The sequence below is a fragment of the Allobranchiibius sp. GilTou38 genome, from assembly GCF_017565325.1.
GTDB lineage: Bacteria > Actinomycetota > Actinomycetes > Actinomycetales > Dermatophilaceae > Allobranchiibius > Allobranchiibius huperziae.
Window position 1 is genome coordinate 719,804 of record NZ_JAGEKN010000006.1, and the last position, 24,259, is coordinate 744,062.

Annotated in this window: 23 protein-coding genes; 10 read left to right on the forward strand and 13 right to left on the reverse strand. The window is 69.4% G+C overall.

Annotated features, from left to right (window positions below):
- Positions 1–94 precede the first annotated feature (94 nt).
- Entirely contained in the window at positions 95–991 is an 897-nt protein-coding gene (locus JOB34_RS08490; RefSeq protein ID WP_347813785.1) for a thermonuclease family protein, read from the forward strand.
- A 67-nt stretch (positions 992–1,058) separates the two neighbouring features.
- Here the strand turns inward: JOB34_RS08490 and ugpC are convergent, their stop codons facing one another.
- The 4 genes from ugpC to JOB34_RS08510 form a co-directional block, all read right to left on the reverse strand.
- Positions 1,059–2,135, reverse strand: coding sequence for a sn-glycerol-3-phosphate ABC transporter ATP-binding protein UgpC (gene ugpC / locus JOB34_RS08495; protein WP_208052257.1), 1,077 nt, complete (start codon positions 2,133–2,135; stop codon positions 1,059–1,061).
- A gap of 89 nt (positions 2,136–2,224) precedes the next feature.
- Positions 2,225–3,133, reverse strand: a complete 909-nt coding sequence (locus JOB34_RS08500; protein ID WP_347813786.1) for a carbohydrate ABC transporter permease — start codon at positions 3,131–3,133, stop codon at positions 2,225–2,227.
- Positions 3,130–4,089 (reverse strand): sugar ABC transporter permease, encoded by a 960-nt coding sequence (locus JOB34_RS08505; protein WP_208052258.1) that lies wholly within the window; start codon positions 4,087–4,089, stop codon positions 3,130–3,132. The genes JOB34_RS08500 and JOB34_RS08505 overlap by 4 nt, the downstream gene beginning before the upstream one ends.
- An 86-nt stretch (positions 4,090–4,175) precedes the next feature.
- The gene (locus JOB34_RS08510) at positions 4,176–5,510 is read right to left on the reverse strand and encodes an extracellular solute-binding protein (protein ID WP_243757722.1); all 1,335 of its coding nucleotides are present in this window, start codon (positions 5,508–5,510) and stop codon (positions 4,176–4,178) included.
- Between the two features lie 252 nt (positions 5,511–5,762).
- On the opposite strand from JOB34_RS08510, the gene JOB34_RS08515 reads away from it, so the two are divergent.
- The 4 genes from JOB34_RS08515 (at position 5,763) to JOB34_RS08530 (ending at position 10,171) form a co-directional block, all read left to right on the forward strand.
- On the forward strand, positions 5,763–6,809 hold the full coding sequence (locus JOB34_RS08515; protein ID WP_208052259.1) for a LacI family DNA-binding transcriptional regulator: 1,047 nt from the start codon (positions 5,763–5,765) through the stop codon (positions 6,807–6,809).
- A complete protein-coding gene (locus JOB34_RS08520; RefSeq protein WP_208052260.1) occupies positions 6,806–7,516 on the forward strand; it encodes a ThuA domain-containing protein in 711 nt (236 codons plus the stop codon). The genes JOB34_RS08515 and JOB34_RS08520 overlap by 4 nt, the downstream gene beginning before the upstream one ends.
- Positions 7,513–8,598 carry a Gfo/Idh/MocA family oxidoreductase gene (locus JOB34_RS08525; RefSeq protein ID WP_208052261.1) on the forward strand — a complete coding sequence of 362 codons (1,086 nt, stop codon included), beginning with the start codon at positions 7,513–7,515 and terminating at the stop codon, positions 8,596–8,598. The genes JOB34_RS08520 and JOB34_RS08525 overlap by 4 nt, the downstream gene beginning before the upstream one ends.
- Before the next feature lie 94 nt (positions 8,599–8,692).
- Entirely contained in the window at positions 8,693–10,171 is a 1,479-nt protein-coding gene (locus JOB34_RS08530) for a GH1 family beta-glucosidase (protein WP_208052262.1), read from the forward strand.
- Positions 10,172–10,218: 47 nt separating this feature from the next.
- Here the strand turns inward: JOB34_RS08530 and JOB34_RS08535 are convergent, their stop codons facing one another.
- Positions 10,219–10,746 carry a DUF1990 domain-containing protein gene (locus tag JOB34_RS08535; RefSeq protein ID WP_208052263.1) on the reverse strand — a complete coding sequence of 176 codons (528 nt, stop codon included), beginning with the start codon at positions 10,744–10,746 and terminating at the stop codon, positions 10,219–10,221.
- Positions 10,747–10,872: 126 nt separating this feature from the next.
- Here JOB34_RS08535 and JOB34_RS08540 point away from each other — a divergent pair, with 126 nt between their 5' ends.
- A complete protein-coding gene (locus tag JOB34_RS08540; protein WP_208052264.1) occupies positions 10,873–13,323 on the forward strand; it encodes a DNA topoisomerase IV subunit A in 2,451 nt (816 codons plus the stop codon).
- 55 nt (positions 13,324–13,378) lie between these two features.
- Here the strand turns inward: JOB34_RS08540 and JOB34_RS08545 are convergent, their stop codons facing one another.
- Positions 13,379–13,930 (reverse strand): DinB family protein, encoded by a 552-nt coding sequence (locus tag JOB34_RS08545; protein WP_208052265.1) that lies wholly within the window; start codon positions 13,928–13,930, stop codon positions 13,379–13,381.
- Positions 13,931–14,076: 146 nt separating this feature from the next.
- Here JOB34_RS08545 and JOB34_RS08550 point away from each other — a divergent pair, with 146 nt between their 5' ends.
- Entirely contained in the window at positions 14,077–15,252 is a 1,176-nt protein-coding gene (locus tag JOB34_RS08550) for an AAA family ATPase (protein WP_208052266.1), read from the forward strand.
- 67 nt (positions 15,253–15,319) lie between these two features.
- Here the strand turns inward: JOB34_RS08550 and JOB34_RS08555 are convergent, their stop codons facing one another.
- From JOB34_RS08555 to JOB34_RS08565, 3 genes are all read right to left on the reverse strand, one after another.
- A complete protein-coding gene (locus JOB34_RS08555) occupies positions 15,320–15,901 on the reverse strand; it encodes an HhH-GPD-type base excision DNA repair protein (RefSeq protein ID WP_208052267.1) in 582 nt (193 codons plus the stop codon).
- Positions 15,902–15,922: 21 nt separating this feature from the next.
- The gene (gene dinB / locus JOB34_RS08560; protein WP_347813787.1) at positions 15,923–17,101 is read right to left on the reverse strand and encodes a DNA polymerase IV; all 1,179 of its coding nucleotides are present in this window, start codon (positions 17,099–17,101) and stop codon (positions 15,923–15,925) included.
- 231 nt (positions 17,102–17,332) lie between these two features.
- Positions 17,333–19,456, reverse strand: coding sequence for a DNA topoisomerase IV subunit B (locus JOB34_RS08565; protein ID WP_347813788.1), 2,124 nt, complete (start codon positions 19,454–19,456; stop codon positions 17,333–17,335).
- A gap of 285 nt (positions 19,457–19,741) precedes the next feature.
- Here JOB34_RS08565 and JOB34_RS08570 point away from each other — a divergent pair, with 285 nt between their 5' ends.
- Complete coding sequence (locus tag JOB34_RS08570) at positions 19,742–19,957, forward strand: hypothetical protein (RefSeq protein WP_179481364.1); 216 nt, start codon at positions 19,742–19,744, stop codon at positions 19,955–19,957.
- A gap of 88 nt (positions 19,958–20,045) precedes the next feature.
- Positions 20,046–20,534, forward strand: a complete 489-nt coding sequence (locus tag JOB34_RS08575) for a DUF456 domain-containing protein (RefSeq protein WP_208052269.1) — start codon at positions 20,046–20,048, stop codon at positions 20,532–20,534.
- A 15-nt stretch (positions 20,535–20,549) separates the two neighbouring features.
- Here the strand turns inward: JOB34_RS08575 and JOB34_RS08580 are convergent, their stop codons facing one another.
- The 3 genes from JOB34_RS08580 to metF all read right to left on the reverse strand — a co-directional run bounded on the left by JOB34_RS08580 (position 20,550) and on the right by metF (position 22,621).
- Positions 20,550–20,999 carry a DUF3040 domain-containing protein gene (locus JOB34_RS08580; RefSeq protein ID WP_208052270.1) on the reverse strand — a complete coding sequence of 150 codons (450 nt, stop codon included), beginning with the start codon at positions 20,997–20,999 and terminating at the stop codon, positions 20,550–20,552.
- A gap of 104 nt (positions 21,000–21,103) precedes the next feature.
- Positions 21,104–21,625 carry an SAV_6107 family HEPN domain-containing protein gene (locus tag JOB34_RS08585; protein WP_243757723.1) on the reverse strand — a complete coding sequence of 174 codons (522 nt, stop codon included), beginning with the start codon at positions 21,623–21,625 and terminating at the stop codon, positions 21,104–21,106.
- A 93-nt stretch (positions 21,626–21,718) separates the two neighbouring features.
- Entirely contained in the window at positions 21,719–22,621 is a 903-nt protein-coding gene (gene metF, locus JOB34_RS08590; protein WP_347813789.1) for a methylenetetrahydrofolate reductase [NAD(P)H], read from the reverse strand.
- 147 nt (positions 22,622–22,768) lie between these two features.
- Here metF and JOB34_RS08595 point away from each other — a divergent pair, with 147 nt between their 5' ends.
- Entirely contained in the window at positions 22,769–23,851 is a 1,083-nt protein-coding gene (locus JOB34_RS08595; RefSeq protein ID WP_347813790.1) for a polyprenyl synthetase family protein, read from the forward strand.
- 9 nt (positions 23,852–23,860) lie between these two features.
- Here the strand turns inward: JOB34_RS08595 and JOB34_RS08600 are convergent, their stop codons facing one another.
- Complete coding sequence (locus tag JOB34_RS08600) at positions 23,861–24,220, reverse strand: Rv2175c family DNA-binding protein (protein ID WP_233761473.1); 360 nt, start codon at positions 24,218–24,220, stop codon at positions 23,861–23,863.
- Positions 24,221–24,259: the final 39 nt, after the last annotated feature.

A 24,259-nucleotide genomic window follows, 5' to 3' on the forward strand; every position in this document is an offset into this window, starting at 1 on the left:
CGAACCTACCTGCGGGCCCGGACAACGGGAAGGTGTGAGCTCGCCCCGCCTCGCCTCGGCCCGGCCGTGGGTGCCGACGGATACATTCGGGCGCGTGGCCACCGGGGGATGCAGCAGAGGTCGCCGCGTCGTCGCCCTGATGGGTGCCGGCGCACTGCTCGTCGCGCTCCTCGGCGCGTGCGGACCGGCGGGGAACGAGAAGACGGCCGCCACCGGGCCCGGACCGGCCTCCGCCTCGTCGACGACGCCCGGCAGCCGTGCGACCGGGGCGGGACGGGGCTCCGGCGCGACTCCGACGTCGCCCTCGTCCGCTGCGACGTCGCCGTCCTCTCTCGGAGCGCTCGTTCCGGTGCTGAGCGTGATCGACGGCGACACCATCGCCGTGCGCGAGGGCGGCGTACGCCGCAAGATCCGACTGATCGGCGTCGACACCCCCGAGACCCGCAAACCGAACACGCCGGTGCAGTGCTTCGGCAAAGAGGCGAGCAGCAAGATGCAGAGCCTCGTGCAGAGCCGCAGCGTGCGGCTGCAGACCGACCCGTCACAGGGTGACACCGACAAGTACGGCCGGTGGCTGCGCTACGTCTTCACCGCGGACGGCCGCAACGTCGCTCAGCTGCTCATCGCGGGCGGCTTCGGCCGTGAGTACACCTACGACACGGCGTACCGGTTCCAGTCTCGGTTCCGGGCCGCCGAGAGCGCCGCGCGCGGCGCCCGCGCCGGGCTGTGGGGCGCCTGCCCGTCGTTCGGTTCGCCCGTCGCCGGCTCACAGTCGAGCACCGCCCCCGCTCCGGCGGACCCGAGCGACCCCGCCGCGGCACCGGCCGGCTGCCGGATCAAAGGCAACATCAACTCCAGGGGCGAGAGGATCTACCACCTGCCGGACAGCGCGACCTACGACAAGACCGTCATCACGCCGAGCACGGGCGAGCGCTACTTCTGCTCAGAGGCGGCTGCGGTCGCCGCGGGGTGGCGCGCCGCCCGGGACTGATCACCGCCGGAGCCGCCCGTTGCTCCCCGGCGTGCAGGGATGCCGGCACGCATCGCAGCGCGCCGGCTTAGGTCTCGATGCGCTCTCCGGACGCCCGGTCGAACAGATGGATGCGTTCGGCCTTGATGGTGAAGTGCAGTTTCGTGCCCTTGTCGGGTACGTCGCGTCCTCCCAACCTGGCCACCATCTGCCCCTCCTTAGCGCCGGTCGCGCGTCCGTAGATATAGGCGTCGGCGCCCAGTTCCTCGACGACCTCGACCTGCACCTCCAACCCTTCCCGCTCGGTGTTGAGGACGAGGTCCTCGGGTCGCACCCCGACCGTGACCGATCCGCCGGCCCGTGCCAGGGCCTCACGTGGGACAGGCACGACCGCGTTGCCGAGCTTGACCCCGCCGTCGGTGACGGGCAGGTCCAGCAGGTTCATGGCGGGCGAGCCAATGAAGCCGGCGACGAAGACGTTGTCGGGGTGGTCGTAGAGCGTGCGGGGCGTGTCGCACTGCTGCAGGACACCGTCCTTGAGGACCGCGACCCGGTCCCCCATCGTCATCGCCTCCACCTGGTCGTGCGTGACGTAGACCGTCGTGACGCCCAGCCGCCGCTGCAGGGACGCGATCTGGGTCCTGGTCTGGACGCGCAGCTTCGCATCGAGGTTGGACAACGGCTCGTCCATGAGGAAGACCTGCGGCTGACGCACGATGGCCCGGCCCATCGCCACCCGCTGACGCTGACCGCCGGACAACGACTTGGGCTTGCGGTCCAGATAGGGCACCAGATCCAGCAGCCCGGCCGCCTCCTGGACGCGGGATCGGATGTCCGGCTTCGAGACCCCGGACATCTTGAGCGAGAAGCCCATGTTCTCCGCCACGGTCATGTGCGGATACAGCGCATAGTTCTGGAAGACCATCGCGATGTCCCGCTCCTTCGGCGTCAGATCGGTGACGTCCCGGTCCCCGATCAGGATGCGCCCGTCGTCGACGTCCTCCAGACCGGCCAGCATGCGCAGCGAGGTGGACTTCCCGCATCCCGACGGCCCCACCAGCACCAGGAACTCACCGTCCTCGATCGCGATGTCGAGGGCGTCCACGGCCGGGGCGTCGGCACCCGGGAAGAGCCGCACGGCCCGGTCGAACGTGACTGTCGCCATGGCGAGTCCTTTCCTTCACCGGCAGTGACCTGCCGGGCGATCGATGGTGGATGGAAGACGGGAGGAGTTGCGCCGCGTACGAGACCGCATCAGCGCCCGGCCAGCGAACCGCCGATGCCCCCGACGCTGAAGTACTTGTTGAGCACGGAGAAGAGCAGGACGGGCGGCACCATCATGATGACCGCGACGGCCATCACCAGGCCCCAGTTGGTGGCGTTCTGCTGGAAGAAGGTCTGCAGCCCGATCTGCAGCGTGTAGTTCTGGTCCGACCGCAGGAAGACGACCGCGATGAGGTAGTCGTTCCAGGCCAGCAGGAAGGAGAAGATCGCCGTCGACAGGAGGCCGGGCAGGGAGTTGCGCAGCACGATGCGGAAGAAGCTGCCGAAGACCGAGCACCCGTCGATCCAGGCGGCCTCCTCCAGCGAGATGGGGATCGAGTCGAAGTACGCGGCCATCATCCAGACGGCGACCGACATGGTCGAGCCGACGTAGATGATCGTGATGCCCGTCAGGCTGTCGACGAGCCCGACCTTGGCGAAGAGGATGAACAGCGGGATCACCGACGTCACCACGGGGAGCGACTGCGCGACGAACAGGATCAGCGCGTACCCGGACACGAGCCGGTTGCGTCCTCTGGAGAGGACGTACCCCGCGGGAGCGGCGACGCTCACGGCGACCACCACCGTGACCAGGGTGACGAGAAGGCTGTTCTTGAGCCAGGTCCCGACGGAGGTCTGCTGGAAGACCTTGCTGAAGTTCTCCAGCGTGAGGCCGGTGGCGGTGCTTCCGAGCGATGGCTGGACCGACAGGTAGAGCACGGCCACGATCGGGACGAGCACTACGGCGGTGATGACCAGGATGACGGCGAACCGCCACCACTGACCGCGCCTCTCGGACGAGCTGATGGCGCCGCGCTTGCGCGGCCTGCGCGCGGTGTCGCTGTCGGTACGCACCGCGGCCGCCTTGCCGAGTCGGATCGGCGAGCTCTCGGCACTCACTCGATGTCCACCTTTCGAATCTGGCGGTAGAGCAGGGTGGCGATGACGACCAGCACGACCGTCATCAGGAAGGCGATGGCCACGCCGGGACCGGTCTGGAAGTTGGCGAAGACGGTCAGATACGCCATCACCACCAACGACTGGGTCGCTCTGACCGGGCCTCCCCCGGTGAGCAGGAAGATGGTCGGGAAGTCGTTGACGCAGAAGATGGTCATCAGCACCCAACTGATGTAGGTCGACCGGGAGATCATCGGGAGGGTGATCTCCCGGAATGTCTGCCACTTGCCGGCACCGTCGATCTTGGCGGCCTCGTACACGTTGACGTCCACCGACGCCAGGGCGGAGGACATCATCATCATCATGAACGGGAAGCTGATCCACACCTTGAACACGCACACGAGGATCTGAGCGAGGAGCGGATCGGCGAGGAAGAGCACATTGCCGAAGCCGAGCGCTGCGAAGAGCTTCGACATCGGGGACTGCGGCGTCGCGACCAGCCAGTTCCACGACGTGGCCGAGACCACCACGGGCACCACCCACGGCAGCAGCAGCAGCACCTTGAAGATGCTCCTGCCAGGGATCCGCGTCCGCAGCAGCAGCGCGAGTGCGAGCCCGATCGCCCAGCTGCCGAAGACCCCGACGAGAGTGAACACCACGGTGAATCTCGCCGCATGCCAGAACGCCGGATCGTGCAGGATGCCGGTGTAGTTGCGCAGCCCGACGAACGTGCCGGCGTCGATGAGGCTGCCGTTGCGGAACGACTGCAGAGCGGCGTAGATGACGGGGTAGAGGTTCAGCAGGAGAAGCAGCGCCACCGAGGGCAGCGCGAAGATCGCGAAGACCCGTGCGAACCGGTTGCGCCGCCTGTGGTGCACCGATCGAGGCGGGCGCCCCCGCCCACCGACGCCCACGCCCTTGCGCGCCCGCACCAGAGCTCCGGTCGACGACGATGCCATGCACTTCTCCTGTGAGCCGGGGGTGTGATGGTGGCGCGAACGGCGGGCGGCGGCTTCTGCTGGCCGTGCCACCCGCCGCGCGGCCTCTAGGTCATCAGCGGTTCGATGGCGTTCTGCAGGGTGGTGAGTGCCGACTTCGCGGAGACCTTGCCGCCGAGGATGCTCTGCGCGAAGTTGTTCATGGGCGCTGTTCCGTCGACGGTGTTGGCGACGTTGTAGAACAGGGCCGTCCCGCCGGGAGCGGCCCACGTCTTGAAGATGGGCTGCCAGTCGTCGACGATCTTGACGTTATTGGGGTCGGCCTTGAACTGCTCGGTGGCGGTGATGGACTTCAGCGGCGGGAGACCGATACCGGTGTTCTGCGTCCACAGCGACTTCATGCTCTGGTAGTAGTACGTCAGGAACGCTTCCGAGCCCTTCTGACTCGGCGTGTTCGTGTACATCATGATGTTGTTCGGGAAGTACAGGCCGCCCTTCTTGCCGCTCGTGCTCGCGAGTGGCACACCGACGACCATGTCTTTGGCGACCGAGCCGCCGACCGAGACCGCGGCGCCGGCCGTGTCCCAGCCCATCCCGAACTTCTTGGCCGTCCACTGCGAGTAGACGTTCGCCGTGCTGTAGGTGGCAGCGGCGGGGTCGGAGTACCCCTTCTTCACCAGTCCGAGGATGAACTCCACCGCCTCGACGTTCGCGTCACTGGCGCAGTCGGGCTCCTGCTTGGCGTTGAACAGGCCACCGCCGTTGTTGATCATGAACGCCGTCAGGATGTGCGCCATGATGTTGTTGCCGGTGCCGGCTCCCAGGCCGAACCCGTAGACACCGATGCTCTTCAGCTTCGCGCAGACGTTCTCGTACTCCGCCCAGGTCGTGGGCGGTTCGACACCGGCCTTGGCGAGCAGCGACTTGTTGTACCAGGACACGCGCACGTCGAGGTTGTAGGGCACACCGGCGTAGCCCTTGTCGGTCTTCATGGTGTCGACCAGGCCGGGGAAGAAGTCGTCGTAGATCCCGTTCTTCTTCCAGGAGTCCAGCAGGTTGTCGGCGTACGCGATCTGCCCCTGGTGCGCGAACTGGAACGCCTGCGTGCCGCCGCCCGAGCTGACGGCCGGGCCTGTCTTGGAGGCGATGGCGGAGGCGAACGTCTGGGTGAAGTTCGCCCACTGGATCTCCTGGTAGGTCGCCGCCGGCAACCCACCGGTCGGCTTGTAGGCCGTGGTGATCTTCTTGTCCAACGGGTTGAAGGCCGTGCCGCCCCACGGCATGTTCCAGAACTTCAGGGCCTTGCCGCTGCCCCCGCCCCCACCGCTCTTCGTGCCTCCGCTGGAGGAGCACGCAGCGAGCGCAGCAGCGACGGCCGCGCCGCCGGTCATGCCGAGGACGCCGCGACGACTGAACGACGCCCCCGCAAGGTGAGAATCCATCTCGATCTCCTGTTCTCTTCGCAGTGCCCCGGTCAGCGACAAGATGCGACTTCGCGGGCACGAGTACCCGCCGATCGGAGAAACATTTCGCTCTGGGGTGCGAAGAGTATCCAAGCCCTGCCGTGCGGCTGTCAACAGTTTCTGTGAGGCAGATCACGCAAAACGCCTCTGCACATACCAAGATGAGAGTCCGAGCGACGACGGCGACTCTCGACCTCGCGAAAAGCATCGGATGTCAGTACCATTCCCGCCATGAGCACGCGAAACGTTTCGCCCCGACGGGCGACACTTGCAGAGATCGCCATGGACGCATCGGTCTCCATGTCGACGGTCTCGAAGGTGCTCAACGGTCGTCCCGGTGTCTCCGAGCCGGTCCGCATCCGTGTCGAGAACCTCCTCGCGGCGGCCAGCTATCAGCGGCGCACCGACGAGAAGTCCCACTCCGGCTTCATCGAGCTGGTCTTCGCAGGCCCGTTCAACATTCAAGCCGGATGGACCACGGCATTGCTGGCAGGGGTGGATCGTGTCGCTCGGGAGAACGGGATCAGCGTCCTGCTCACTGTCAGCGGCGAGCACCACGGACCAGCGCCGGAGTGGATCGTCGGCGCGACCACACGCAATCCTGCGGGGGTCATCCTGGTCTCCTCCGAGCTGTCGGAGGACTCCAAACGACGGCTGCGCACCCGGAACATCCCGTTCGTCATCATCGACCCGGCCGGGGATCCGGCCCTCGACGTCGCGTCCGTCGGCTCGGCCAACTGGTCCGGCGCGCTGATGGCCACCCAGCACCTGATCGAGCTCGGACACCGCAGGATCGGTCTGATCACCGGGTCGGACGACATCATGAGCTCGCACGCGCGCACCTCCGGCTACCGCACCGCACTGGCGAGGGCCGGGATCGAGATCGACCCGGGGCTGATCGTCGCCGGTCGGTACGAGTACGAGGACGGAGTCCAGGGGGGCGCCCGGCTGCTCGCCGCCGCCGACCGTCCCAGCGCGATCTTCACCGCGAACGACCAGCAGGCGTTCGGTGTCTACGAAGCCGCCCGGTCCCTCGGGATCAGCGTTCCGAACGACCTGTCCATCGTGGGGTTCGACGACATCGAAGCCGCACGATGGATGACGCCGCAACTGACCACGGTGCGCCAACCACTGACCGAGATGGCCGAGCAGGCGACCCGATTCCTTCTGCAGCTGCGCAATGACGGCGATCCGTCGACGATGCGTCTGGAGATGGCGACCAGCCTGGTCGTCCGAGGCAGTACCGGCCCTCCGAGCAGGCAGCTGAGGGCGACATGACCGCCGCGACGGATCCGATCCGCAGCGCGCTGATCGTCCGCGGCGGATGGGACGGCCACCAGCCGGTGCAGACGACCGACTCGATGATCCCGTTCCTGCAGGACAACGGGTTCAGCGTCCGGGTCGAGGAGGCGCCGGCCGTCTACACCGACGCCGACTACATGGGCACCGTGGATCTGATCCTGCAGACCAACACGATGAACTCCATCGCCGACGATGAATTGGCGGGCCTGCAGGCCGCGGTGCTGGGCGGCGCGGGACTGGGCGGTTGGCACGGCGGCATCGTCGACTCCTACCGCGACAGCGCCGACTACCTGCACATGATGGGCGGCCAGTTCGCCCACCATGCCGCCAAGCACCCCGCGCTGCGCACCGGCGAGCAGTCCGACAACTACCTCCCGTTCACCGTGCAGATCACACCGGCGGGTCGGGCCCACCCCATCACTCAGGGCGTCGCGGACTTCGATCTGGAGACGGAGCTGTACTGGGTGCTCACGGACGAGCACAACGAGGTGCTCGCCACCGTCACCCAGCCGGCCCGTCCGTGGGACGCGTGGCACCGGCCGGTCACGTTCCCTGCCATCTGGACGAGGCAGTGGGGCAAGGGCAGGGTGTTCGTCTCGACCCCCGGCCACACCCTGTCGATCCTGGACCACCCCGACGTACGCGCCATCGTGCAGCGCGGTCTGCTGTGGGCCGCGCGATGAACGTGGGTGTCATCGGCGTCGGCGTCATCAGTGCGCAGTACTTCGCCCAGTTCCCTTCGCTGCCGGGTCTGACCGTGGTCGCCGTCGCCGACATCGACGAGGCTCGCGCGGCCGAGGTGGCCGCTGCGCAGGGTGTGCGGGCGCTCGGTGTGGACGCGTTGCTCGCCGCCCCGGACATCGATGTCGTCCTGAATCTCACGATTCCCGCCGTGCACGTCGACGTGTGCATGCGGGCGCTGCGGGCCGGCAAGCACGTCTTCACGGAGAAGCCCCTCGGCCTGACCCCGCAGGAAGCGGCTCCGATGCTGCAGCTAGCCCGCTCGTCGGGTCTGCGGGTCGGAAGCGCCCCCGACACCGTCCTCGGCACCGGCGTCCAGACGGCGCGCGCGCTGCTCGACAGCGGCGCGGTCGGCGACCCCGTCGCTGCATCCGTCCAGTGGGCCTCGCCCGGCCACGAGCTCTGGCACCCGCACCCGCAGTTCTACTACCAGCCCGGCGGCGGCCCGCTGTTCGACATGGCGCCGTACTACCTCAGCACCCTCATCACCCTCTTCGGCCCGGTCCTGCGGGTCAGCGGTGTCACGCGCAGGTCGAGCCGTGAGCGCACGGTGGCGACCGGCCCCGAGGCGACCGCCGCCGTCCCGGTGCAGGTCGACACCCATGTGAGCGCGATCCTGGAGCACCGCGACGGCGTCACGTCGACCGTCACCGTCAGCTTCGAGGTCTGGGCCTCCCGCACTCCCCTGTTCGAGGTGTACGGCACCAGCGGCACCATCGCCGTCCCGGACCCGAACTGGTTCGCAGAGCCCGTCGAGGTCTGGACGACCGCGACCGGGGACTGGGCTGGGGTCGAGGTGTCGGCGGGCTACCCGGACGCGGGGCGGGGGGTGGGGCTCGCCGACATGGCACGTGCCATCGAGACCGACCGCCCGCACCGCGCATCCGGCGACCTGGCGTTCCACGTGCTGGAGATCATGGACGCCGTCCTGCTGTCGGCCGGGCGACATGAGGTCGTGCACCTGGTCAGCACCGTCGAACGACCGGAGCCGGTGCCGAAGGGATCGTCACCGGACACCTGGTAGACCCCGGCCCACCACCTCGTCGCGCCCAGCTTCCACACACGGGCTGGACACGGACACCTCCCACGAATCGTCGAACGAAAGGGTGAATGCAGCGATGAGCACGAGCACAGACAGAGCGGCCGACCGAGGTGACGGGCTGAGGTTCCCGGACGGTTTCGTCATCGGCTCGGCCACGGCGTCGTACCAGATCGAGGGCGCCGTCGAGGCGGACGGACGTGGCACGAGCATCTGGGACACCTTCAGCCACACGCCCGGCAAGACCCTCGACGGCGATACCGGCGACGTGGCCGACGACCACTACCACCGGGTCGAGGCCGACCTGGACCTGATGCAGTCGCTCAACCTGCACGCCTACCGGTTCTCCATCGCCTGGCCGCGCATCCAGCCGACCGGTCGCGGCCCGGCCAACCAGGCGGGCCTCGACTTCTACTCCCGGCTGATCGACGGACTCATCGCACGCGGCATCACCCCCGTCGCCACGCTCTACCACTGGGATCTGCCCCAGGCGCTGCAGGACGAGGGCGGCTGGACCAACCGCGAGACGGCGCTGGCGTTCGCCGAGTACGCCCGCATCGTGGGTCAGGCGCTGGGTGACCGGGTCGCGATCTGGACGACCCTGAACGAGCCGTGGTGCGCGGCGTTCCTCGGGCACGCCTCCGGTGTGCACGCACCCGGCCTCACCGATCCGTCGGCGGCACTGCAGGCAGCGCACCACCTGAATCTCGCGCACGGGCTGGCTATCGAGCAGTTGCGCGCCGTGGTGACCAACGACCCGCAGTTCTCGGTCACGTTGAACCTGCACATGCTGCGTGGATCGGGGCCGACCGGGGAGGAGGCCGTACGACGTCTGGACGCGGTCGGCAACCGCGTCTTCACCGGACCGCTCCTGCACGGCGCGTACCCCGCCGACCTGCTGCGCGACACCGCGTCCATCACCGACTGGTCCTTCGTGCAGGAGGGTGACGCCGAGATCATCCACCAGAAGATCGACGCCCTCGGCGTCAACTACTACTCGACGTCGTTGGTGCGGGTGTGGGACGGGCGCGGCGAGCGCCAGAGGGCGGACGGTCACGTCGCCGGTGACGCGTCACCGTGGCCGGGCGACGACGACATCGAGTTCCTCCCGCAGCCGGGTCCTCACACCTCGATGGGGTGGAACATCGATCCGAGCGGGCTCGAGGACCTGCTGCTCGCCGTGCATGCGGAGTTCCCGGGACTTCCGCTGCTCGTGACCGAGAACGGCGCCGCGTTCGAGGACACGGTGACGACCGGGGAGGGCGGTCCGGCCGTGCACGACGCGGACCGGGTGGACTACCTGAGGCGGCACCTCACCGCGGTGCACCGCGCCATCGAGCGGGGCGCGGATCTGCGCGGGTACTTCGTGTGGTCTCTGCTGGACAACTTCGAGTGGGCACTCGGCTACTCCAAGCGGTTCGGCATCGTTCGCGTCGACTACGACACCCTGGAGCGGCTGCCCAAGGACAGCGCGCGCTGGTATGCCGAGCTCGCCGCCACCCGCGCGATTCCCGCCGTCTCGCCGGATGCGGAGCCTTCGCTGTCGGTCGGCGACTGACCCACCCGCCCGGTGCGCCGCCGCAGTGGTGGCGCACCCGGCGGTCCTCAGCCGGCGCGGCAGTACCGCCGCACGGAGTCGACGTACCGCCAGCTGGCGCCGCGCTGCACCCACCGACCCAGCGGCCCGGCCAGCCGGGTGAACCACCGCCCCGGCGCCGACACCGCCGAGACGCTCACCCTCGTCTCACCGGAGGCCAGCCGCTCGACGAGGAAGAGCTCCTCCCCGCGTTCGGGATGGCCGGGCAACGTGCCGTACGCGAAACCGCGCCGGTCGGTCTCCCGCACCACGTAGACCACCCGGGTCGGGATCCGCAGTCCCCGACCTCGCACACCGAGGGTCATCACGACGGTGTCCCCCACCTCGAGCGGACGGTCGGGCGCCTGCACCCGGGCCCCCACGGCACGTTGCATGCCGAGCCCGAGCACGAAGTCGCACGCCCGCTCGAAGACCTCCGGTCCGCCGACGATCCGGGAGGTGCCGCTCGCGTGCATCCCCTCCGGCACCGGCGTGATCCCGCGGGTCAGGCCCACGGGCGCATAGGTCAGGGGCTGCTGGTCCAGGTGTGCGGGCACCCGTCGATCGTCGCACGGCCGGCAGGACGCGCCCGACGGCTCACGGCGTGGGTGCCGAGCCCGGCAGGCGGCGGTGAGAGACACTGACCCGGCAGTCACCGACCCACCCGAGGAGACATCCGACGCATGGCGCGCGGCACCAAGACACCACCTCCCGCGGACGACTTCGTGGAGAACATCACAGACATCGACGTCCAGGACGAGATGCAGACGGCGTACCTGGAGTACGCGTACTCGGTCATCTACTCCCGCGCCATCCCGGACGCGCGCGACGGCCTCAAACCGGTGCAGCGGCGCATCCTCTTCTCGATGGACGAGCTGGGCCTGCGCCCGGACCGCTCGCACGTGAAGTCCTCGCGTGTCATCGGCGAGGTGATGGGCAAGTACCACCCGCACGGTGACCAGCCGATCTACGACAGTCTCGTGCGACTCGCCCAGGACTTCACGATGCGCCTGCCGCTGGTCGATGGGCACGGCAACTTCGGGTCGCTGGACCAGGGCCCGGCGGCCGCGCGGTACACCGAGGCCCGCCTGGCCCCGGCGTCCATGACGATGGTCGCGGCGCTGGATGAGGCCACCGTCGACTTCGAGCCCAATTACGACGAGCAGTTCCAGCAGCCGACCGTACTGCCCGCGGCGTTCCCCGCCCTCCTGGTCAACGGCGCGAGCGGCATCGCCGTCGGGATGGCGACCAACATGGCGCCGCACAACCTGGTCGAGGTCGTCGACGCGGCACGCCATCTGATCTCCCACCCGGACTGCTCCCTGGACGACCTAATGAAGTTCGTGCCCGGCCCGGACCTGCCGTGCGGCGGGCAGATCGTCGGCCTGGACGGCATCCGGGACGCCTACCTCTCCGGTCGCGGCAGCTTCCGCACCCGGGCCACCGTGCGCATCGAGAACGTCACTCCCCGCCGCAAGGGGATCGTGGTCACCGAGCTGCCCTACCTCGTCGGGCCCGAGAAGGTCATCGACAAGGTCAAGGACCTGGTGCAGGGCAAGCGGCTGCAGGGCATCGCCGACCTGAAGGACCTCTCGGACCGCACGAAGGGTCTGCAGCTGGTCATCGAGATCAAGAACGGCTTCCACCCCGAGGCGGTGCTCGAACAGCTCTACCGGCTCACCCCGATGGAGGAGTCCTTCGGCATCAACAACGTGGCGCTGGTCGACGGCCAGCCGCGCACGCTGGGCCTGAAGGAGCTGCTGAAGGTCTACGTCGACTTCCGCATCGACGTCGTACGCCGCCGCACCCAGTACCGCCTCGACAAGCGGCTCGACCGGCTGCACCTGGTCGAGGGTCTGCTGATCGCGATCCTCGACATCGACGAGGTCATCCAGGTCATCCGCACCTCGGACGACTCCGGCAGCGCACGGTCCCGGCTGATCGAGGTCTTCGACCTGTCGGAGGCGCAGGCCAACTACATCCTCGACCTGCAGCTGCGCCGACTGACCAGGTTCTCCCGGATCGAGCTGGAGAAGGAGCAGCAGGAGCTGCTCGAGGCGATCGAGGCGTTGCGGGCGATCCTGGCCGACGAGAAGCTGCTGCACCGCACGGTGTCCAACGAGCTGGCCGAGATCTCCAAAACCCACGGCACGCCACGGCGTACGACGCTGTTGGAGTCCTCCGGCACACCTGCAGCGGCCGCGTCGCTGGAGGTCGCCGACGACCCCTGCCACGTGCTGCTGTCCTCGACCGGGTTGCTCGCGCGCACCACGACCGATGACCCGCCGCCCGAGGGGGGCACGAGGCGCAAGCACGACGTGGTGGTGGCCGGGGTGTCGACAACGGCGCGGAGCGAGTTCGGCATGGTGACCTCCACCGGCCGGTTGGTGCGTGTCTCGGCGATCGACCTGCCGACCATGCCTCCGACCAGCGGTGCGCCGGTCCTGTCCGGCGGCGCACCTGTCGGCGCGTACGTCGACCTGACCCCCGGCGAGCAGGTGCTCACCCTGACGTCGCTGCGCGCGGACTCACCCGGGCTGGCGCTCGGCTCGCGTCAGGGTGTGGTCAAGCGGGTCAACACCGACTACCCGAGCAAGGACACCTTCGAGCTGATCACGCTCAAGGAGGGCGACTCCCTGATCGGAGCGGTGGAGCTGCGCACCGGCACCGAGGAGCTCGTCTTCGTCACCACCGAGGCGCAGCTGCTGCACTTCAACGCCGATCTCGTGCGCCCGCAGGGGCGTTCGGGTGGCGGAATGGCCGGCATCAAGCTCGGCAGCGGTGACACCGCCGTGTGGTTCGGCGCAGTGGACCCGCAGCTGCCGAACGCCGTCGTGACCGTCGCCGGCAGTGCGGACGCCCTACCCGGGATGGACAGCGCGACCCCCGGATCGGTCAAGGTCACCGCCTTCGAGGTGTATCCCGGCAAGGGACGTGCCACCGGCGGCGTGCGGGCGCAACGTTTCGTACGCGGTGAGAACGCGCTCGTGCTGGCCTGGGTCGGTCCGATTCCCCCGCGTGCCGCCGGACCGACAGGTACGCCGGTGGACCTGCCCGAGCCCGACGACCGTCGCGACGGCAGCGGCGCACCTGCGGGTGGTCCGATCGCGGCCGTCGGAGGCACGCCCCGCTGATCGCTCCGCGAGTGTCCGCACTTTCGTGCACCCGTCAGCACGGAACTGCGGACACTCACTCGCCGGTGACGCCGTCGACCGACTCGCGGATCAGGTCGGCATGCCCGTTGTGCCGGGCGTACTCCTCGATCAGATGCAGGATGACCCAGCGCAACGAGAAGAGCTCTCCGGTACGACGGCTCGGTCGTGCGCTCAACGTGTCCAGAGCGGTCGGCGAGGCCGCCAGCCCGCGCAGGACGGCGTCGCTGCGCGACCTGGACTCGGCGTATTGAGCCTGCAGTTGCTGCACGCTCTTGCCTGCCGCGGTCGTCATCTCCCAGTCGCTGTCGCCGTCCCAGTCAGCGGACGCCCAGGGCTCGACCGGGTCGGCGCCGAGCAGCACCTCACCGCTCCAGTTGTCCTCCACGAGCGCCAGGTGTGCCATCAGACCGCCCAGCGTGAGTGTGGAGGGCGGGTGGGTCGCCTGCAGCTGGGCCGGGGACAGGCCGTCGACCTTCAGCATCAGGGTGTCGCGGTGGTAGTCGAGGAAGCCGATGAGCGTCTCGAACTCGCTGGCGGCATGCGGCGGATCGACTCGCGGATCGTGCGAGTCCGGCGTGGTGGTCATGGCCGAGACCCTAGGTCCGCCCGCAGACAAGTCCTCAGGGCTGGGAGTGTCCGCACTCTCGTGCACCCGTCGGCACGGAACTGCGGACACTCGCCGACAGGTCGCGTGCCGACCGGGCTGTCGGCGGCCGGTGCGAGCATGCCCGCGTGCTGCACACGGTCGCCATCTCGGGCTATCGCTCCATCCGCGACCTGGTGCTGCCCCTGACCGGTCTCGACGTGGTCACCGGGCCCAACGGCAGCGGCAAGTCCAACGTCTACCGGGCGCTGCGGCTGATCAGCGGCCTGGCGACCGACAGCGCGATCAACGCCCTGGCACGGGAGGGCGGCCTGGGGGCCGTGCTGTGGGCCGGTCCGGAGTTCGGCTCCGGCGCCGCGCACGCGGCCGGACACCCGACGCAGGGCACCCGACGCAAGGGGCCCGTCGCGCTGCGGCTGGGCTTCTCCGGCGACGGGGTCGGGTACGCGGCGGACCTCGGGCTGCCCACTCCGATGGACGTCGGCGAGGACTCGATGTTCCGCCAGGATCCGGTGCTCAAACGGGAGTGGGTATTCGCCGGGGCGTTCCCCAAGCCGTCGGGACTCCTGGTGGACCGCAACCGGCAGGTGGTGCGGGTGCGCGACGGCGCCTGGCACGACCTGCCGTATCCCGTCCCCGGGCACCGTAGCGTGCTGTCCGAGGTCGCGGACGGGGCGAGTGCGCCGGAGGTGCTGGGTCTGCGGGACACGTTGCGGGAGTGGCGTTTCTACGACCATCTGCGCACCGACCCGGGTGCTCCGGCTCGACTGCCGCAGGTCGGCACCCGCACCCCGGTCCTGGCGTCGGACGGTGGCGACCTCGCCGCGGCCCTGCGGACCATCGTCGAGTTCGGACACGGCGATCTGCTACAGGACGTCGTGCGGGACGCGTTCACCGGTTCCCGGCTCATGATCGAGTCGCGGGACGGCGTCTTCTCCGTGGGGCTGCATCAACCGGGCATGCTGCGGGGGCTCGGGGCCGCCGAGCTGTCCGACGGCACCCTGCGGTTCCTGATGCTCGCTGCAGCGCTGCTGAGCCTGCGCCCGCCCTCGCTGATGGTGCTCAACGAACCCGAGACCAGCCTGCATCCCGACCTCTATCCGGCTCTCGGCGCGTTGATGGCCGCGGCCGCCGCCCACACCCAGCTCGTCGTGGTGACGCATGCGTCCGACCTCGCCACGTGCATCAAGAACGCCGGCCGTGCGCAGGTCGGGCGGTTGCGGTTGGACAAGGCCGACGGGCAGACCCGGTTGCCCGACTTCGGGATGCTGACCACCCCGGCCTGGGAGTGGCCGCGCCGCTGAACCGAGCGGCTGACGAATGCGAATTTCTGCGGTTCGTCAACCGCCGTCATCGCGCTACGGCGAACACTCAGTCGCCGGCAGCCGCGGTCTTCGCCTGCTTCTTCGCCGCCTTCTTGAAGTCGCGCACCTGCTGCAGCGATTCGGGCCCGACGACGTCCGCGACCGAGCGGCGGCTGCCGTCCTCGGCGTACGGGCCGATCGCCTCACGCCATCCCGCCGGCCGGACGTCGAGCTGCTTGCCGAGCAGGGCCGCGAAGATCCGCGCCTTCTGCTGGCCGAAGCCGGGCAGTGCCTGCAGGCGGCGCAGCAGTTCGCCTGCATCGCCCGCGGTCGTCCAGAGCCGGGAGGCGTCACCCTCGTACTGGTCGCGCACGACGACCGCGAGCTCCTGCACCCGGCCCGCCATCGAGCGCCCGTAGCGGTGGATGGCCGGCGGGGTGGAGCACAGATCGGCCCAGGCCTCCGGGTCCTGTTCGGCGATCCGCGCCGGATCCAGCGAGCCGAACCGATCCATGATATTGGCCGGGCCCCGGAACGCATGCTCCATCGGGTACTGCTGGTCCAGCAGCATCCCGACAAGCAGCGCGAACGGGTCGGTGCTCAGCAGCTCGTCCGCGCGCTCGTCCTGGGCAATCCGCAGCGTCGTCATATCCGCAGAGGATAGGGGCCCTCACTCCGGCAGTCTCGGCATCTCCCAACCGCCCGACCGCCCGACGTGCACGCCGCGGGTGAGCGCCGTGTTGCCGAAACGCTCCCGGATCTCATCCAGCGTCTGATCGACCCGACCGGATTCGACCGCGTCGAACGGCAGCATGGGCTGCAACCGATCAGGGGTCGTCAGACCGGCGATCGTGATGCCCAGCAGCGTGATCCCCCGGTCTGCAATGAGTGGCGACACCTGCTCCAGCAGCTCCCTGCCGACCCGCAGGAACGTCTGGGTGGCCGCCGACGGCAGCGGCAGGGTGCGCGACCGGGTGATCCGGTTGAAGTCGGCGAGGCGCAGCCGCAGGGTGAACGTCGCTCCCCACCGCCCCGAGTCGCGCAGCCGCCCGCACACCTTCTCGACGAGTCCCATCAGGATCTCGTCCAGCTCGTCACCGGTGCGCGGCCGTCCGCCGATGGCCCGTTGCGCACCCATCGACCGGCGCCGACGCCCCGGCGTCACTGGTCGCGGGTCGCGGACGTTCGCCAGCGCCCACAGGTGGTGACCCGCTGCGGCGCCCAGCTCCCCCACCACGGCGTCCTCCTGCGCGGCCGCGAGCTGGCCGATCGTCGCGATCCCGCGCGCGTGCAACTTGGCGGACGTCACCTTTCCCACGCCCCACAGCCGCTCGATCGGTAGCGGATGCAGGAACGCGGTCTCACCACCTGCCGGTACGACGAGCAGCCCGTCGGGTTTGGACACCGCGCTCGCGATCTTGGCGACGAACTTGGTCTGCGCGACCCCCACCGAGATCGGCAGCCCGACCTCGGAGCGCACCCGCGACCGCACCGTGCGCGCGATCAGCTCCGGTGGTCCCACGAGGCGCCGCAGTCCCCCGACGTCCAGGAACGCCTCGTCGATGGAGATCCCCTCGACCACCGGCGTAATGTCGTGGAACACCTCGAAGACAGCCCGACTGGCCTGGGTGTACGCGCTCATCCGCGGTGGCACCACCACCAGATCCGGGCACAGACTGCGCGCCACCCGCTCGCTCATCGCCGTCCGCACACCGCAGGCCTTGGCCTCGTAGCTGGCCGCGAGCAGGATGCCCCCGCCCACCGCCATCGGGCGGTCGCGCAGCGACGGGTCGTCGCGCTGCTCGACCGAGGCGTAGAACGAGTCCAGGTCGGCGTGCAGGATGGACACGAACACATGTTCGCACCCCCGCAGGCCAGGCGCCAGACCGGTGCCGATCCTCTGCCGGATCGTGACGATGTCGCGACCCGATCCGATGACCGTCGGGCCGTCCGAACGGACGGTGCGGCCCCACCGGTCCTGGTGGCCTCGCTGCCCTACCGGACCGTGCACCGGCGGCTGAGCCCCGCGGTCGTCAGCAGATTCCTGGCGTCGGCACCAGGAAGACGCTGACAACCGCGCTCAGACGTCGATGCGTTCCTTGTCCAGCGCGGCGGCCGAGTCGACGATGAAGTCCTTGCGCGGCGCCACATCGCTGCCCATCAGCAGGTCGAAGACCGACTCGGCCTTCTCCGCGTCCGCCATCGTCACGCGGCGCAGCATCCGGTGCCGCGGCTCCATCGTGGTCTCGGCCAGCTGGTCGGCGTCCATCTCGCCGAGACCCTTGTAGCGCTGCGGCGTCTTGATGGTCCGCCCGCGCGTCTGCAGCTGCCCGATGGTCTGGCGCATCTGCGCCTCGGAGTAGGTGTAGAGCACCTCACCCTTGGAGCGGCCCTGCGCGGTGGTCTCGATGCGGTGCAGCGGAGGCACGGCGGCGTACACCTTGCCGGCCTCGACCAGGGGGCGCATGTAGCGGAAGAACAGAGTGAGCAGCAGGGTACGGATGTGCGCGCCGTCGACGTCGGCGTCGGTCATCAGGATGACCTTGCCGTAGCGGGCTGCCTCGACCTCGAAGCTGCGCCCGGAGCCCGCACCGATGACCTGGATGATCGCCGCGCACTCGGCGTTCTTCAGCATGTCGCCGACCGAGGCCTTCTGCACGTTGAGGATCTTGCCGCGGATCGGCAGGAGCGCCTGGTACTCCGAGTCGCGGGCGGCCAGCCCGGTGCCGAGCGCGCTGTCGCCCTCGACGATGAACAGTTCGGTGCGCTCCACGTCGGTGGAACGGCAGTCTTTCAGCTTGCCCGGGAGCGACGAGCTCTCCAGCGCGGTCTTGCGGCGCTGGGTCTCCTTCATGGTGCGCGCGCTGATGCGCGCCTTCATCTCGGAGACGACCTTCTCCAGCAGCTGCGCGGACTGCGTCTTGAGGTCGCGGGTCGTGGCGCTGAGAGTGGCGCTCAGTTGGGTCTCCACGACCTTCGCGACGATGGCGCGCACGGCCGAGGTGCCGAGGATCTCCTTGGTCTGCCCCTCGAACTGCGGCTCGGCCAGGCGCACGGTGACGACCGCGGTGAGGCCCGCCATCATGTCGTCCTTCTCCGGCTTGTCCGAGCCGATCTTCAGCCTGCGTGCGTTGGCCTCCAGCTGTTTGCGGAAGGCCTTGACCAGGCCCTGCTCGAAACCGGCGATGTGCGTGCCGCCCTTGGGGGTCGCCACGATGTTGACGAACGAGGACACGGTGGTCTCGTAGCCGCTGCCCCAGCGCAGCGCCACGTCGACGACGGCCTCGCGCTCCACCTCCTGGGAGCTCATGTGGCCGAGCTCGTCGAGCACCGGCACCGTCTCGGTGAACGTGCCCGATCCCTGCAGGCGCCAGGTGCCGGTCAGCGGAGTGTCCGGAGCCAGGAAGTCGGTGAACTCCGAGATACCGCCGTCGTGGTGGTAGATCTCCTCGTGCGGCCCGTCCGCGCCGGGGGTGCCGGTCAGGCGTCGTTCGTCGCGGATGACCACCCGCAGACCAGGGATGAGGAACGAGGTCTGCCGCGCGCGCGCCGCGAGCACCGTGTCGTCGAAGTGGGTGTCCTTGGGAAAGACCTGATGGTCGGCCCAGTAGCGGATCCGGGTGCCGGTCACGCCCCGCTTGACCTTGCCCACCACCCGCAGCTCGCTGCGGTCGACGAACGGCGTGAACGGGCTGCCCGGACCCGTGCCCGCTTTGTCGTCGAAGACACCGGGCTCACCGCGCCGGAAGCTCATCGCGTGGGTCTTGCCGTCACGGTCGATCTCGATGTCCAGCCTGCTGGACAGCGCGTTGACGACCGACGCCCCGACGCCGTGCAGTCCGCCGGTGGCGGTGTAGGAGCTGCCGCCGAACTTGCCGCCCGCGTGCAGCTTGGTCATCACGACCTCGACGCCGGACAACCCGGTGCGCGGCTCGGCGTCGACGGGGATACCGCGGCCCCGGTCGACGACCTGCACGGACCCGTCCTGGTGCAGCACCACGTCGATGCGTTCGCCGTGCCCGTTCAGCACCTCGTCGACCGAGTTGTCGATGATCTCCCACAGGCAGTGCATGAGGCCGCGCGAATCGGTGGAGCCGATGTACATGCCCGGCCGCTTGCGGACCGCCTCCAGACCCTCGAGGACCTGCAGGTGCCGCGCCGAATAGTCACCGGCCCGGTCCACGCCCTGCTTGCTGCCTGCCACCCGCCACTCCTCCGCCCGCGGTCGTGCCGCGGTCTCGTGTCCTTGGAATCTGCTCGTCGAGAGCCACTGGCGGGCAGGCTATCCCGGCCCGGTGACAGGTGATGCGCACCACACGCGGGGTAGCTACCACTGGGGAATGGCATTGCATGCTTGACTGTTGATCGTGTCGAAGGGCGAAACCCGATCCGGGAACATCTCGGCTTCGAATGACGTCCTAGGTACACGGCCCACGTGGGCCAACCGCCGTAGGCGCCCACAGGCGTCCCGACGAAAGGATGAACGACCATGGCAACAGCCTTCGCCCCGACTCTGACAGCGGCCGACCGGTGTGACCGGTGCGGCGCCCAGGCCTTCATCCGTGCACGCCTCGCCGAAGACCACGAGTTGCTCTTCTGCGCGCACCACGGTCGTGAGCACATCGACAAGTTGCGCGCCGTCGCTCTCGAGGTCGTCGACGAGACCGAGCGTCTCGACGAGACCCCCTCGACACCGCAGGTCTGATCGGCCGCGGGACGGTCACCGTCCCCGGCCACCGACACGCCCGCTCCGCATCCGCGGGGCGGGCGTCGTCATGTCCGATGAGAGAGGCATGCCCATGCAGACCGCCACCGTCCTCGCCGCGGTGCTGATCGTCGTCGGGACGCTCGGGGTGCTGATCCCGGTGTTGCCGGGGACGCTGCTGTGCGTGGCGGGCGTGCTCCTCTGGTCGGCGACGACCGGCGGAGCCACGGCATGGTCGATCTTCGCGGGGAGCGTCGTGCTCGCGCTGGTCGGCTGGACGTGCAAGTACCTGCTGCCCGGTCGGCGCCTCAGCTCCGCCGGTGTCCCCCGGGCCACCATGCTGGTGGGGACCGTGTGTGCCGTCGTGGGGTTCTTCGTGATCCCGTACGTCGGACTCGCACTGGGCTTCGTGATCGGGGTCTACGTGGCCGAGCACGCCCGTCTACGGGATGCCGTCGCTGCGCGGCGAGCCACGGCGGCCGCCGTGCGGGCGGTGCTGATGAGCGTAGGGATCGAACTGTCGACAGCTACGGCGATCGCCGTGCTGTGGGTGTGCGGCCTGCTGCTCACCCGGTGATGCGGTGAGGGCGTCCTACCAGCCGGAGCCGCCTCGACGGCGTTCCCACCGCTGCTCGACCCGTTGCATGAAGCCGCCCTGTGGTCCGTTGCCGCGCCCTGCGGACCGGCGCCGACGACGCCGGTTCAGCCGCTGCACCCCGCCGTCGGGCTGCACCGATCCGAGCGAGGGTCCACCCGGGCCGGTAGGGCTCACTGCGTACGCGGCGGCACCCACCATCACCGCGAAACCGAGCGCACCCACCGGAACCACTCGGATGAGGATGCCGGCCACGAGGGTGGCGACACCGACGACCAACAGGACCGCGCCCAGGGCGAGTCGCCGTCGGGCGCGGGCCCGAGCAGGGTCGGCCACCATGTGCGACGCGAACTTGGGATCATCGGCGCTCAACGCCTCTTCCATCTGTTCGAGCAGACGCTGCTCGCGCTCGGAGAGCGGCACGGTGACCTCCCGACGATTCGTCATGGGCAAGAAGTTCGCGAAGGGCCATCGCGGACCATGGACCCAAGAATAAGTGTCGCATCCCACACGCGTCTGCGAATGGGGCGGGACACCTTTTCCTCCTCATCCTACGGCCGTCGGAGCGGGCTGACGTACCCCGGAAGGGGTGTATACATCGGCAGCCCCAGCCGGGACAGGACCAGTTCCAGGAACATCTCCGCCTGACGCACCAGATCGTCGGCCTCCCGGGCCGTCAGATGCGCCCGCCCGCGCTCCGCGCTCGCTCCCCGGGCGCTGGTGAGGGCGAAGAACTCAGCCCATTCGGTGAGCTCCGGGACACCGGCGACGAGCGTGGTCCACACGTCGCGGCGGGCCGACCGCCGTCGCGTCGAGATCCGGTTCGCCACCAGGGCGGTGGCCGCCCGCAGCGCGCCGAGCTGGGCCAGCGCGTAGCGCTCGGTGGTGCCGTTGCTGTGGCACGCCTCCAGGAGCGCCTCCCGGGCGCGGTCGACGAGCTCCAGCACCGCCACCGAAGACGCTCCGCCGGTGCTTTCGGCGGCAGGCGGGACACTGCGCGGCGCGGGACTTCGCGCAGGGCGGGAGAGGGTGGGGGCATCGGGGGTGATGGGCATGGTCGATGTGCTGGGCATGACGGCCTCGCTTCGTCGTATCGAACGTCTGTTCGACGACTCTATGCCGTGTCACCGACAGCGGCAATGCCCGCCGACGTGCCGAGCGGGGCCCTAGCCCGAGACGGCGCCGACCGGCACGGCGCTCCTGCCCGACGCCAGGTTGCGGTAGACCTCCAGCGTCGCGGTCGACCGGTTCATCGTGATGAAGTGGATGCCCGGCGCGCCCTCATCGAGCAACCGGTCGGCGTGCTCGGTGCAGATCGCCACCCCGACCCGTCGCACTGCCTCCTTGTCGTGCGCGACCTGCTCGATCCGGCGTACGACGTCGACCGCGAGCGGCTGACCGTTGAGCTTGGTCATCCGCTCCAACTGGCTCGCGTAGGTCACGGGCATCAGGCCCGGCACGATCGGTAGATCCCGCCCGCGCGCGGCGACCAGGTCGCGCAGCCGCAGGTAGGCATCCACGTCGGTGACCATCTGGGTGATGGCGAACGACGCCCCGGCGTCGGCCTTGCGCACCAGCGCGTCGGCGTCGTCCTCGAGGCTGCGCGACTCCGGGTGCTTGTCAGGAAAGGCCGCGACACCCACCGTGAACGAGCCGAGCGATCCGATGAGACCGACGAGCTGATCCGCATGGTCCAGGCCCTCCGGGTGCGCGGTCCACGGGGTGCCGAGGCCGCCAGCAGGATCACCGCGCAGCGCCAGGATGTTGCGGATGCCGGCGTCGGCGTACTCCCCGACCACCTGCCGCAGCGATGCCAGCGAGGACCCGACACAGGTCAGGTGCGCCATCGTCGTGAGGGTGGTCTCCCGCTGGATGCGGCCGGTCACCCGCACGGTGCCGTCGCGGGTCGAACCTCCCGCGCCGTAGGTGACCGACACGAACGACGGGCGCACCTGCTCCAGCCTGCGGATCGACTCCCACAGCACGGCCTCGCCCGCCTCGTCGCGGGGGGGCATGAACTCGAAGCTGAAGCTGGGCGGCCCGGCGGACAGCAGATCGGGGATGCTCACGCGCGCGCCGACGGTCCGGCGCGCATGCTCGCCGGGCCGTGGGGGTAAGCGTCCGGGAACGGCCTCTGACATGCGACGATGATAGAGGTGCGTGCGCCAACTACGCTGCGGGACAACAGCCCGCGAGATCCATCGGAAGGACAGCCCGTGCCGGACCCGTTGGATGTCGCGGATCTGCGCGTCCGGGTGCAGGCGGTGCTCGACACCGCGCAGGCGCGCCAGCGCGACGTGCTCGCGCCGCTCGGACCCGACGTCGCCGAGTTGTCCGACGGGATCTTCCAGCTCCTGCGCGGAGGCAAGCGACTGCGCGCGGCATTCCTCTACTGGGGCTACCGCGCGGCCGGCGGGCGAGACAGCGCCGCCCTGGTCCAGGTCGCCACGTCGATGGAGATGTTCCAGGCGGCGGCACTCATCCACGACGACGTGATGGACCATTCCGACACGCGACGGGGTATGCCGACCGCGCACCGCCGCCTCGCCGCGCGCCACGCCCGCGAGGGCTGGGAGGGCGACGGCGAAGACTTCGGCAACGCCGGGGCCATCCTCGCCGGGGACCTGTGCCTGGTGTGGACCGATGAGCTGTTCGTGGGCAGCGGTCTGCCGCACGCCGAGCTCGCCCGCGGCCGGGACCAGTTCGACGCGATGCGCACGCAGCTGATGGGCGGCCAGTTCCTCGACGTGCTGGACTCGGTGCGCGACTGGGCGACGCTGACCACCGATCAGCGGATCGAGGAAGCGCTTCGCGTCGTTCGTTACAAGAGCGCCAACTACACCGTGGTCCAACCGCTGCTGATCGGAGCCGACTGCGCCGGGGTCGACGCCTCGACGCGCTCGGCGCTCGCGGCGTACGGAACGGCCCTCGGCGACGCCTTCCAGCTGCGCGACGACCTGCTCGGGGTCTTCGGCGACCCCGAGCAGACGGGCAAACCGGCCGGGGACGACCTGCTCGAGGGCAAGCGCACGGCGCTCGTCGCGTTCGCGCTCGATGACGTCGCCCCGGCGGATCTGAGCCGGTTCACGGCGCTCTTCGGGTCGCCGGACCTGGACGAGGAGCAGGTGGCGTGGCTACGCGACCTGTGCAAACGCTCGGGTGCGGTCGACCGGGTCGAAGGGATGATCCAGGAGCGGGTGCTCGTCGCGCGGGAGCAGTTGCGCGGTGCCGTGCTCGACGAGGAGTCCGCCGTGATCCTGCACGATCTGATCGACGTCGCGACGGCGCGCGACTCCTGACCGGGCGGGTCAGAAGGCCAGTTCGCTCGCGCGCTTGCGGATCTCGGCCTTGCGACCCGCCAGCAGCATGTGGATGGGCGCCCCCGGCAGCGGAAGCGTCTCGTCCGGGGTGAACAGCCACTCCAGCGCCTCCTCATCCGGCAGGCGCGCGTCGCGCAGGACCGTGACCGTGCCCTGCAACGAGGGCAGGATCTCCCCGTCCCGGACGAACGCCGCAGGGACGCCGATCGCGGCGTTGGGGCCGACGCGGTGCGAGAGCAACTCGCCGTCGGTGATCATCTTGCGCACCTGTCGCTGGCGCAGCCCGATCGCCTCGGCCACCTCCGGCACCGAGAGCCACTCCCCCACCAGGTCCTCCAGATCAGCCATGGCGCCAGTTTCCCATGCGCCGCGCCTCCCGATGACCCA

What these genes read in the sequence shown, in the direction of transcription:
- JOB34_RS08570 (WP_179481364.1), top strand. Translation starts at nt 19,742, where the DNA reads ATGGCAACAGCCTTCGCCCCGACTCTGACAGCGGCCGACCGGTGTGAC.
- JOB34_RS08525 (WP_208052261.1), top strand. Translation starts at nt 7,513, where the DNA reads ATGAACGTGGGTGTCATCGGCGTCGGCGTCATCAGTGCGCAGTACTTC.
- JOB34_RS08530 (WP_208052262.1), top strand. Translation starts at nt 8,693, where the DNA reads ATGAGCACGAGCACAGACAGAGCGGCCGACCGAGGTGACGGGCTGAGG.
- JOB34_RS08585 (WP_243757723.1), bottom strand. Translation starts at nt 21,625, where the DNA reads ATGCCCAGCACATCGACCATGCCCATCACCCCCGATGCCCCCACCCTC.
- JOB34_RS08510 (WP_243757722.1), bottom strand. Translation starts at nt 5,510, where the DNA reads ATGGATTCTCACCTTGCGGGGGCGTCGTTCAGTCGTCGCGGCGTCCTC.
- JOB34_RS08545 (WP_208052265.1), bottom strand. Translation starts at nt 13,930, where the DNA reads ATGACCACCACGCCGGACTCGCACGATCCGCGAGTCGATCCGCCGCAT.
- JOB34_RS08575 (WP_208052269.1), top strand. Translation starts at nt 20,046, where the DNA reads ATGCCCATGCAGACCGCCACCGTCCTCGCCGCGGTGCTGATCGTCGTC.
- JOB34_RS08505 (WP_208052258.1), bottom strand. Translation starts at nt 4,089, where the DNA reads ATGGCATCGTCGTCGACCGGAGCTCTGGTGCGGGCGCGCAAGGGCGTG.
- JOB34_RS08580 (WP_208052270.1), bottom strand. Translation starts at nt 20,999, where the DNA reads ATGACGAATCGTCGGGAGGTCACCGTGCCGCTCTCCGAGCGCGAGCAG.
- JOB34_RS08515 (WP_208052259.1), top strand. Translation starts at nt 5,763, where the DNA reads ATGAGCACGCGAAACGTTTCGCCCCGACGGGCGACACTTGCAGAGATC.
- JOB34_RS08600 (WP_233761473.1), bottom strand. Translation starts at nt 24,220, where the DNA reads ATGGCTGATCTGGAGGACCTGGTGGGGGAGTGGCTCTCGGTGCCGGAG.
- JOB34_RS08540 (WP_208052264.1), top strand. Translation starts at nt 10,873, where the DNA reads ATGGCGCGCGGCACCAAGACACCACCTCCCGCGGACGACTTCGTGGAG.
- ugpC (WP_208052257.1), bottom strand. Translation starts at nt 2,135, where the DNA reads ATGGCGACAGTCACGTTCGACCGGGCCGTGCGGCTCTTCCCGGGTGCC.
- JOB34_RS08520 (WP_208052260.1), top strand. Translation starts at nt 6,806, where the DNA reads ATGACCGCCGCGACGGATCCGATCCGCAGCGCGCTGATCGTCCGCGGC.
- JOB34_RS08555 (WP_208052267.1), bottom strand. Translation starts at nt 15,901, where the DNA reads ATGACGACGCTGCGGATTGCCCAGGACGAGCGCGCGGACGAGCTGCTG.